The organism is Pseudohaemophilus parahaemolyticus (assembly GCF_938021905.1).
GTDB lineage: Bacteria > Pseudomonadota > Gammaproteobacteria > Enterobacterales > Pasteurellaceae > Haemophilus_A > Haemophilus_A parahaemolyticus_B.
In genome coordinates this window covers 1-9,765 of the sequence record NZ_CALIFA010000016.1, presented here as the reverse complement: position 1 = coordinate 9,765, position 9,765 = coordinate 1, and the positions used below count along the sequence as shown (strand labels likewise).

The window sequence follows — 9,765 nt, the reverse complement described above, 5'->3', positions numbered from 1 at the left end:
TTACCTTACTTATTTTTTTAATTTATTTTTTTCCAATGAAAATCAGCTCATTATTATGTTTGTAAGTGCTCTTGTGAGTGCTTCTCTGCTACCAGGTAATTCTGAAATTGTTTTTAGCACCATTGCTACACAAACCATTTTAGTTGAACACTCTTTGATTACCTCTCCACTTATTTGGCTTGTTTGTGTTGCAACAATAGGTAACACATTAGGTAGCTTACTCACGTTGTACTTTGGGAGACTTATTCCCGAGCCAAAATCTTTAAATCATAAATATGCTGAGTGGGTAATACATAAATTAAATCGTTATGGAACAATAATGCTTCTGCTGAGTTGGTTACCTCTGCTAGGAGATCTACTTTGTGGATTAGCAGGTTGGCTCAGACTTCCTTTAGTAAAAAGTGCCTTTTATATTTTTATGGGTAAACTCATTCGATATTTGCTACTTTTAATCACAATTTACCCGCTTGTAAAATATGTTTTGTAGCAAAAAGACTGAAACCTTAACAATTTCAGCCTTTCTTTATTTTAGTTATACACTATTCTGCTTGTTCTTTCTGCATTGGTGGCACTTCTTTACCGATTTTGGCATAAAATTCCACTACAAAATTATCAAAACGATCTTCATCAATCGCTTGGCGAATTTGTGCCATTAAACGTTGATAGTAACGCAAATTGTGAATAGTGTTTAAACGTGCGCCCAAAATTTCGCCGCATTTATCTAAGTGATAAAGGTAAGCTTTTGTATAGTTTTTACAGGTGTAACAATCGCATTCTGGATCAAGTGGACTGGTATCGCTTTTATATTTTGCATTACGGATTTTTACCACACCATCACTCACAAATAAATGCCCGTTGCGTGCGTTGCGGGTTGGCATTACGCAGTCAAACATATCGATCCCACGGCGAACGCCTTCTACCAAATCTTCAGGTTTGCCAACGCCCATTAAGTAGCGAGGTTTATCTGCTGGCAATAATGGCGTAGTAAATTCTAAAATGCGGTGCATCTCTTCTTTCGGTTCGCCCACCGCTAAACCGCCTACTGCATAACCATCAAAGCCGATATTGACCAAGCCTTCTGCAGAAATTTTGCGTAACTCTTCATAAGTGCCGCCTTGCACGATACCAAATAATGCACGCGGGTTTTCTAATTCATCGAAGCGATCACGACTACGTTTTGCCCAACGAAGTGACATTTCCATTGATTTTTTTGCATAATCAAAAGTAGCTGGATATGGTGTACATTCATCAAAAATCATCACAATATCAGAACCTAAATCGTACTGAATTTCCATTGATTTTTCAGGCGAAAGGAAAATTTTTTCCCCGTTAATTGGGTTTTGGAAGGTAACGCCTTCTTCTTTAATCTTGCGTAATTTGCCCAAGCTGAACACTTGGAAACCACCCGAATCCGTTAAAATTGGACCGTGCCACTGCATGAAATCGTGTAGATCACCGTGCATTTTCATAATCTCTTGCCCAGGACGTAACCATAAGTGGAAAGTGTTACCCAACAAAATCTGTGCACCTGTTGCTGCGACTTCTTCAGGAGTCATCCCTTTTACTGTGCCATAAGTCCCTACAGGCATGAACGCAGGGGTTTCAACGTGGAATTCACCCTTTGGGCGAGAGAAGGTTAAGCGACCACGACGAGCATTACCGTTGGTCTTTTTTAATTCATACTGCATAAAAATCCTTAATAGAGAAACAGTCTATTATTTTTACTCAAGCGGTTGAAAACCGCCACACTTTTGCTAAATGCAAATTTAAAAACGAATGCCGGTGCCAAGCCCTAATCCAAAGCCTACGCCGTTTGAACCACCGCCGACATTTGCACCGCCAGAAAAGCTACAGCCTGCTAATAAACAAATTAAAAGCAAGCTTATTGCAAATTTTTTCATTTAAAATTTCCTTAATTGAGCAGAACTTGCTATATTCCTGCACGTCTAAAAAAACGTATTCTACCTGTTTTTGAATTGAACAGCCAATATAAAGGAAAAAGTATGAAATTTATTTCGAAAATCGTTGCGTTTTTTGTTGTCGTGATTGGGATTGTAAGCTTTGCTTCAGCCAATTTACTCAGCATTTCAGAAAAAGAGATCAACGACTATTTGCACACCAGATTAGCCGAAAAAGTGCCACTTGAAGATAGTGTAGGCATTCCAGGTTTAATGCAGCTAGATTATCAATTGCACGATCTTGCTACCAAAATTGGTCAAACCAGCGAGAAAAAAGTCGAAATTCAAGGTATTGTAGAGGGGGTATTAACCTCTCGCGGCAAAAAACACGAAGCGAAAATCAAGCTTAATTTAGATACCATGCCTTACTTTGATCCTGAAAAAGGGGCGGTATATTTGAAAGATGTTCGCTTATTAAGCTGGGAGGTTGAGCCTCAAAAATACCAAGAAACCGTGCAATTCTTCTTGCCGATGCTTGCTGATGGATTAACCAATGTATTAAACAATAGCCCTGTTTATACGCTAGATGAAAACAAAACCAAAGAAGCTCTCGTGAAGAAATTTGGCAAGGCAATTATTGTAGAAAAAGGCATGTTGCGTTTAGAAACCAGCCTTTTCTAATCAAAAGGAGACATAATGAAAACCATTGAACAGTTGTTTGCCAACAATCACGCATGGGCAACGCAGATGAAAGATGAGCAATCAGACTATTTTAAAGAACTTGCCGAACACCAAAATCCAACTTATCTCTGGATTGGCTGTTCAGATAGTCGTGTGCCAGCTGAAAAATTAACAGGGCTTGGGCCTGGTGAGTTATTTGTCCATCGTAATGTGGCAAATATGGTGATTCATACTGATCTTAACTGTCTTTCTGTCGTGCAATATGCCGTTGATGTCTTAAACATCAAGCACATCATTATTTGCGGACATACTAACTGCGGAGGCATTAAAGCTGCAATGGGTACGGTGCAGGATTTAGGCTTAATCAGCAACTGGTTGCTTCACATTCGCGATCTTTGGTTTAAGCATGGGCATATGCTTGGCAAGTTATCGCCTGAACATCGAGCTAATATGTTGACCCGCTTAAATGTTGCTGAACAGGTTTATAATTTAGGTTGTAGTTCTATTATTCGAACCGCTTGGGATAAAGGTAAAGCACTCTCTATTCATGGCTGGGTATATGATGTGAACGATGGCTTTTTAATCGACCAAGGCGTAATGGCGACCAGTCGTGAAACGTTGGAAATCACTTATCGTAATGCCATCGCAAAATTGATCTCCGAAGCCAATGAACTCTCTGAGAAAACTACGCATGAAAAAGAAGTAGAGCAAGAAATTCAAAAACTGCGGGAAGCACTTGCAGAGCAAACTGTGTCAGAATAAATAAAAGTTATTAATATAGGGTGCAGATCAGGGGGATACCAATCCTTTTTCTTATATTGAAATAATGTTAATTGCCCTTTGCAATATCGTAAAAAAGCAGCCTACATCAGGCTGCTTTTTTATAGGAACTTTTTTTCATTGCAAATATCTAAGTAAGTACCCTAATAATAGGGTCAACAATCAGAGGACTAAACATGAAATTGATAAAAATCTTACCTGCATTAGCGATGACTCTTGCTGTTTCTGCTTATGCAAAAGAAATGCCTAAAATGGAAAAAGCGTCAGACACTATGGCAACTCTTCCTGCTATTATGGATAAAACCGTTGTGTATACCTGTAACAAAAAAACTGTCACTGCGGTATATCAATTTGAAGATCAAGAACCTAGTGCTGCGATGTTAAGTGTGGGGAATAAAATTATCTCGAAAAACTTTATGCGTAATAAAGAAACGGCAGATTTTACTCAATTTGTTGCTGACGATTATGTTTGGAATGTAGATAGTGGATTAACTTTAGATAATTTTGATACTGTGATTCCAGTAAACTTAATCCAAAAAGGTAAACAAAACGATACAATCATTGTTAAAAACTGTGATATTAACACTAAGGCTACCGCAAAAGCGAACAGATAATGTTTCTGTTGATGAGCGATTATTTTAGATAAAAATTTAACGCTGTTAATTTTATAAAATAAAGAATGTTGTGCTGATTCTATAGGAATGCACAACATTTTTCTTATTTATATCTAAATTAATCAAGTTTAAAAAATTTTCTGCTAAATTTAAGTAAAATTCTACCGCTAGACAAATGCTAGAAACTCTTGCACAATGTTGCCAATTTCATTGTATATTTGAGTCGTGAATAACTTTCACAACGTTATAAGAAGTTGGAGGATTTAATGAAAAAACTTTCTGGTGCAGAAATGGTGGTGCAATCCTTGTTAGATGAAGGCGTAGAATACGTTTTCGGCTATCCAGGAGGCTCAGTGTTAGATATTTATGATGCAATTCATCAATCAAGCCTTAACCACGTGTTAGTTCGTCACGAACAAGGTGCGGTGCATATGGCAGATGGGTATGCTCGCTCAACGGGCAAAGTGGGTTGCGTGTTGGTGACTTCAGGTCCTGGTGCAACCAATGCAATTACAGGGATTTTAACCGCTTATACCGATTCTGTGCCGCTTGTGATTATTACAGGTCAAGTACCTTCTTCGTTAATCGGTTCGGATGCGTTCCAAGAGTGCGATATGATCGGCATTTCTCGCCCTGTGGTAAAACACAGCTTTATGATTAAAGATCCACAAGAAATTCCTGAAACGATCAAAAAAGCATTCTATATTGCTTCAACAGGTCGCCCTGGTCCTGTGGTGATCGATATTCCAAAAGATATGGTGAATCCTGCCAATAAATTCGCTTATGAATATCCGAAAGAAATGGCATTGCGTTCTTACAACCCAACTATTCAAGGACATAAAGGACAAATCAAACGTGCATTAAAAACCTTGATGGTGGCAAAAAAACCTGTACTTTACGTAGGAGGAGGGGTGATTTCAGCAGAATGTAGCAACGAGCTTGTTGATTTTGCGAAGAAATTAAACTTACCTGTAACCAGTTCGTTAATGGGGTTAGGGGCTTATCCTAGCTCAGACCGCCAATTCCTTGGTATGCTTGGGATGCACGGTACTTATGAAGCCAATAATGCAATGCACGAAAGCGATTTGATTTTAGGTATCGGCGTACGTTTTGATGACCGCACTACCGCAAACTTAACAAAATATTGCCCGAATGCAAAAGTTATTCACGTAGACATTGATCCAGCTTCTATCTCAAAAACCGTTCAAGCTTACATTCCAATCGTTGGCTCTGCTAAAAATGTGCTGGATGAATTCTTAAGCTTGCTTGAAGATGAGAACTTGGTAAAAAATCAGGCAGATTTGACCGCTTGGTGGAAAAAAATCGACGAATGGAAAGCAAAAGATTGCTTGAAATTTAAAGAGAGTTCAGAGGTCATCAAACCACAACAAGTAATTCGTTTAATTCATAAATTAACCAATGGGGAGGCGTATGTGGCATCTGATGTAGGGCAACACCAAATGTTTGCAGCACTTCATTACGGCTTTGATAAACCACGTCGTTGGATCAACTCAGGTGGTGCGGGCACCATGGGCTTTGGCTTACCTGCGGCAATTGGGGTGAAATTTGCACATCCTGAAGCAACGGTAGTTTGTGTTACAGGCGATGGTTCAATCCAAATGAATATCCAAGAGCTTTCTACTGCGAAACAGTATGGCACGCCAGTAGTTATCGTAAGCCTTAACAACCGTTTCTTGGGAATGGTAAAACAGTGGCAAGATATTATCTACCAAGGTCGCCACTCGCAAGTGTATATGAATTCCTTGCCAGATTTCGCAAAATTGGCGGAAGCTTATGGACACGTCGGCATTACGATTGACCACACTAGCGAATTGGAAGAAAAACTCACACAAGCCTTTGCGATTAAAGATAAATTGGTCTTTGTCGATGTGCGTGTAGATGAAACCGAGCACGTTTACCCGATGCAAATTCGTGGCGGTGCAATGAATGAAATGATTTTAAGCAAAACGGAGCGTACAGATGCGTAGAACATTATCAGTCTTACTTGAAAATGAATCGGGTGCTTTATCTCGCGTGGTTGCCCTTTTCTCACAACGTGGATTTAATATCGAAAGTTTAACTGTTGCCCCAACCGATGATGAAAGCCTTTCACGTATGACTATCGTAGCAAACGGTGACGAGAAAATTCTAGAGCAGATTGAAAAACAACTGCACAAACTTATCGATGTGTTTAAAGTGATTAACCTCAGTGCGTGCGAACACGTAGAACGTGAAGTGTTGCTATTAAAAGTACGTGCGACAGGCTCTGCCCGCGATGAATTAAAACGAATGACTGATATTTTCCGCGGTCAAATCGTAGACATCGCGCCAAAACTTTACACCATCCAATTAACAGGCACGAGCGAAAAACTCAACGCCTTTATTGAAGCGGTAAAAGCAGAAACAACCATTATCGAAATCGTGCGTTCAGGGATTATTAGTCTCTCTCGCGGTGAGAATAATTGTTTGTAAGTCTCTAAACCCCACATCTCCAAATGTGGGGTTATTTTTCACACTTTCCCCATCTTTACCCTATAAGAACCCTAAATTTTTTTGTATAATCCCGACTGAATTACATCGTTTTAAGCGGTCGTTTTTCTATCAAATTTTACACATTGGCAAAGCTCGAGGTATTTATGAAAAAAGAAGAAGTTGGACACAATTTCCTTGCTCGTTTAGGCAAAACCCGTTTACGTCCAGGCGGTAAAGTCGCAACCGATTGGCTTATCGCAAATGGCGATTTCAACAAAGAGAAAAAAGTGCTCGAAGTGGCGTGTAATATGGGCACAACCGCGATTCAGCTTGCCAAAGAGTATGGTTGCCATATTACGGGCATTGACTTAGACGAAGAAGCCTTAGAAAAAGCACGTGCAAACATCAAAGAAAATAATGTGGAAGAATTGGTGCAAGTACAACGTGCGAATGCCACCAAACTTCCCTTTGAAGATAACAGCTTTGATATTGTAATCAACGAAGCAATGCTGACTATGTTGCCAATTGAAGCAAAAGAAAAAGCAATTCGCGAATATCTCCGTGTGCTTAAACCGAATGGTTTATTACTCACCCACGACGTGATGCTAAATACTGATGATGCAGAAGGCGTAATCGCTGATCTGCGTGATGCAATTCACATTACCGTTACGCCACTGAAAAAAGAGGGCTGGAAAGAGCTTTTCCACCGTTGTGGTTTCCGTAATGTAGATACTTACTCGGGTGAAATGTCCCTGCTTTCACCAAAAGGGTTGATTACCGATGAAGGCGTGCTTGGTGCGATGAAAATCATTAGTAATGCACTCAAGCCAGAGAATCGCGAGACTTTTACTAAAATGTTCAAAACTTTTAATGACCCAGAGAAAAAAATGGGTTTCATTGCTGTGTGCAGCCAAAAATAGTCTATGTTAGAACAAATCCAAACGTGGTATCGCCAAAAATTTAATGATCCTCAAATTGCCGCCCTTGCAGGGATTTTGCTGATTGGCTTTGGGATCATTTATTTTTTCAGCAACCTAATTATGCCATTGCTGATTGCGATTGTTCTGGCTTATTTGCTAGAAGTGCCAATCCGCTTGCTTGAACGCTTTATGCCAAGAACATTGAGTGTCGTTATTGTACTTGGCTCGGCGCTCTCGCTTGTTTCATTCTTATTGGTGGTTATGCTGCCAAGTTTATGGAATCAAGCAGTCAATTTTATTCGCGATTTACCCAATATGCTCAACCTCTTGAGCGAATGGGTGCAAACCTTGCCAGAGCACTACCCTGAGCTGATTGATTATTCGATGTTGGATAGCGTCGTCAGTTCGGTAAGGGCGAAAATTTTAGGCTATGGAGAATCGCTGCTATCCATTTCAGTGAACTCGCTGATTAACTTGGTCGGCTTAGGTATTTATGCGTTTCTTGTGCCGTTGATGGTATTTTTCTTGTTGAAAGATAAATCCCTCTTTTTAAATTCGCTTGCTAATTTATTGCCAAGAAACCGTCGCTTGGCGACCCGCGTATGGGTGGAAATGCAAGATCAAATCGCAAATTATATTCGTGGAAAATGTTTAGAAATCGCGATTGTTGGCGTAATTACTTATATCATTTTGATCTTCTTCGATTTACGCTACCCGCTCTTGCTTTCAGTCATCGTTGGGCTTTCTGTTCTAGTGCCTTACATTGGTGCGGTACTTGCAACCATTCCAATTGCCTTGATTGCCCTGATGCAGTTCGGTTTATCGCCTGAATTCTACTACTTAATTTTGGCATTTGTGATTAGCCAATTATTAGACGGGAATTTAGTCGTACCGTTTTTATTCTCTGAGGCAGTGAATTTGCACCCCTTAACCATCATTATTGCCGTCCTTATTTTTGGCGGATTATGGGGCTTCTGGGGCGTATTTTTCGCCATTCCATTGGCAACCTTAGTCAAAGCCGTATTTAATGCGTTTTCTTCTAGCGAACAAAGTTAATTTTTAGACCGATATTTATGACGTAGGGACAGGGTTTATCCCTGTCTTATTTTATTTGAGCAAGGACGGGGGGTACCCCCTCCCTACAAATCAATTATTAAGCGGTCTAATTTCCCTTATTTTTTACCAAAGAAGGACAATATGTTAGTTTCCGATTTCCATTTTGATTTACCCGATGAGCTCATCGCTCGCTATCCAACCAAAGAGCGTACCGCCAGTCGCCTACTCTATTTAAACGGCAATACGGGCGAATTTGCTGATCAACACTTCACCGATTTGCTCGAACATTTAAACGAAGGCGATTTGCTTGTTTTTAACAATACCCGTGTAATCCCTGCTCGTCTTTACGGTCGAAAATTAAGTGGTGGCAAGGTTGAGGCTTTAGTTGAGCGCGTATTAGATGAACATCGCTGTTTGGCTCACGTGCGAGCATCAAAAGCCCCAAAAGAAGGCACAGTATTAGTGTTTGGTGAAGATAAATTAGGAGAAGGCAATGGCCTAACCGCAACGATGACGGCTCGTCACGGTGCTCTCTTTGAATTGCAATTTGAAGGCGAAGCACCGCTTTTTGACCTGCTACAACAAGCAGGGCATATGCCTTTACCGCCATATATCGACCGTCCCGATGAAGATGCTGACCAAGAGCGTTATCAAACAGTTTACAGTAAAGTATTAGGGGCAGTAGCTGCACCAACTGCGGGCTTACATTTCGACCAAAATTTATTAGCGAAATTAAAAGAGAAAGGCGTAAATACCGCTTTTGTCACGCTTCACGTTGGAGCGGGGACATTCCAACCTGTACGAGTAGAAAATATTTTAGATCACAAAATGCACGCTGAATATGCCGAAGTTTCACAAGAAGTGGTAGAGCAAATTTTGCAAACGAAAGCGAATGGCAAGCGAGTGATTGCCGTGGGCACAACTTCTGTCCGCTCCATTGAAAGTGCAGCACAAGCGGTCAAAAGTCCTGAACATTTAATCGAACCATTCTTTTCAGACACTTCGATTTTTATCTATCCAGGCAAAACCTTTAAAGTGGTTGATGCGTTAGTAACAAACTTCCACTTGCCAGAATCTACGCTCATTATGTTAGTTTCGGCATTTGCTGGCTATCGCACTACAATGAACGCCTATGCTCACGCAGTAACAGAGAAATATCGTTTCTTTAGCTATGGCGATGCAATGTTTATTGAGAAAAATCCGAATGCATTGAAAGATGTGCCATAGATAAAAATAAAGGCATTGTAGACAAAAAAGTCCTATGTATGTAGATTTGTTTTTTGGCGGTTGTAATTTAAAAATCTAACAAAATATAGAACTTTATTTTAAAAACTAGTTTTTAAA

The 9,765-nt window shown here is 40.0% G+C and carries 11 protein-coding genes; 9 read left to right on the top strand and 2 right to left on the bottom strand.

Translation table 11 applies throughout. The features are described from left to right. Positions 1 to 487: YqaA family protein (locus QMF79_RS01025; RefSeq protein WP_281772413.1), on the top strand; the 487-nt coding region annotated here is incomplete at its 5' end. Positions 488 to 539: 52 nt separating this feature from the next. Here QMF79_RS01025 and tgt read toward each other — a convergent pair. Then, entirely contained in the window at positions 540 to 1,688 is a 1,149-nt protein-coding gene (tgt, locus tag QMF79_RS01020; RefSeq protein WP_281772412.1) for a tRNA guanosine(34) transglycosylase Tgt, read from the bottom strand. Positions 1,689 to 1,766: 78 nt separating this feature from the next. Further along, a complete protein-coding gene (locus tag QMF79_RS01015; protein WP_005705263.1) occupies positions 1,767 to 1,901 on the bottom strand; it encodes a hypothetical protein in 135 nt (44 codons plus the stop codon). Positions 1,902 to 2,003: 102 nt separating this feature from the next. On the opposite strand from QMF79_RS01015, the gene QMF79_RS01010 reads away from it, so the two are divergent. From QMF79_RS01010 to queA, 8 genes are all read left to right on the top strand, one after another. Further along, a complete protein-coding gene (locus QMF79_RS01010; RefSeq protein WP_281772411.1) occupies positions 2,004 to 2,579 on the top strand; it encodes a DUF1439 domain-containing protein in 576 nt (191 codons plus the stop codon). 15 nt (positions 2,580 to 2,594) lie between these two features. Beyond that, on the top strand, positions 2,595 to 3,341 hold the full coding sequence (gene can, locus QMF79_RS01005; RefSeq protein ID WP_281772410.1) for a carbonate dehydratase: 747 nt from the start codon (positions 2,595 to 2,597) through the stop codon (positions 3,339 to 3,341). Positions 3,342 to 3,535: 194 nt separating this feature from the next. Next, a complete protein-coding gene (locus tag QMF79_RS01000; RefSeq protein WP_281772409.1) occupies positions 3,536 to 3,973 on the top strand; it encodes a hypothetical protein in 438 nt (145 codons plus the stop codon). A gap of 266 nt (positions 3,974 to 4,239) precedes the next feature. After that, positions 4,240 to 5,961, top strand: a complete 1,722-nt coding sequence (locus QMF79_RS00995) for an acetolactate synthase 3 large subunit (protein WP_281772408.1) — start codon at positions 4,240 to 4,242, stop codon at positions 5,959 to 5,961. Continuing rightward, positions 5,954 to 6,445 carry an acetolactate synthase small subunit gene (gene ilvN, locus QMF79_RS00990; protein WP_040215906.1) on the top strand — a complete coding sequence of 164 codons (492 nt, stop codon included), beginning with the start codon at positions 5,954 to 5,956 and terminating at the stop codon, positions 6,443 to 6,445. The genes QMF79_RS00995 and ilvN overlap by 8 nt, the downstream gene beginning before the upstream one ends. A gap of 164 nt (positions 6,446 to 6,609) precedes the next feature. Next, a complete protein-coding gene (locus QMF79_RS00985) occupies positions 6,610 to 7,365 on the top strand; it encodes a class I SAM-dependent methyltransferase (RefSeq protein WP_281772407.1) in 756 nt (251 codons plus the stop codon). Between the two features lie 3 nt (positions 7,366 to 7,368). Then, entirely contained in the window at positions 7,369 to 8,421 is a 1,053-nt protein-coding gene (locus QMF79_RS00980) for an AI-2E family transporter (RefSeq protein WP_281772406.1), read from the top strand. Between the two features lie 141 nt (positions 8,422 to 8,562). Next, the gene (gene queA, locus QMF79_RS00975; RefSeq protein ID WP_281772405.1) at positions 8,563 to 9,648 is read left to right on the top strand and encodes a tRNA preQ1(34) S-adenosylmethionine ribosyltransferase-isomerase QueA; all 1,086 of its coding nucleotides are present in this window, start codon (positions 8,563 to 8,565) and stop codon (positions 9,646 to 9,648) included. Positions 9,649 to 9,765 lie beyond the last annotated feature (117 nt).

Excerpts from the sequence above, each read along its gene's own strand:
- tgt (WP_281772412.1), bottom strand. The coding sequence starts at position 1,688 with ATGCAGTATGAATTAAAAAAGACCAACGGTAATGCTCGTCGTGGTCGC.
- QMF79_RS01015 (WP_005705263.1), bottom strand. The coding sequence starts at position 1,901 with ATGAAAAAATTTGCAATAAGCTTGCTTTTAATTTGTTTATTAGCAGGC.
- QMF79_RS01010 (WP_281772411.1), top strand. The coding sequence starts at position 2,004 with ATGAAATTTATTTCGAAAATCGTTGCGTTTTTTGTTGTCGTGATTGGG.
- can (WP_281772410.1), top strand. The coding sequence starts at position 2,595 with ATGAAAACCATTGAACAGTTGTTTGCCAACAATCACGCATGGGCAACG.
- QMF79_RS01000 (WP_281772409.1), top strand. The coding sequence starts at position 3,536 with ATGAAATTGATAAAAATCTTACCTGCATTAGCGATGACTCTTGCTGTT.
- QMF79_RS00995 (WP_281772408.1), top strand. The coding sequence starts at position 4,240 with ATGAAAAAACTTTCTGGTGCAGAAATGGTGGTGCAATCCTTGTTAGAT.
- ilvN (WP_040215906.1), top strand. The coding sequence starts at position 5,954 with ATGCGTAGAACATTATCAGTCTTACTTGAAAATGAATCGGGTGCTTTA.
- QMF79_RS00985 (WP_281772407.1), top strand. The coding sequence starts at position 6,610 with ATGAAAAAAGAAGAAGTTGGACACAATTTCCTTGCTCGTTTAGGCAAA.
- QMF79_RS00980 (WP_281772406.1), top strand. The coding sequence starts at position 7,369 with ATGTTAGAACAAATCCAAACGTGGTATCGCCAAAAATTTAATGATCCT.
- queA (WP_281772405.1), top strand. The coding sequence starts at position 8,563 with ATGTTAGTTTCCGATTTCCATTTTGATTTACCCGATGAGCTCATCGCT.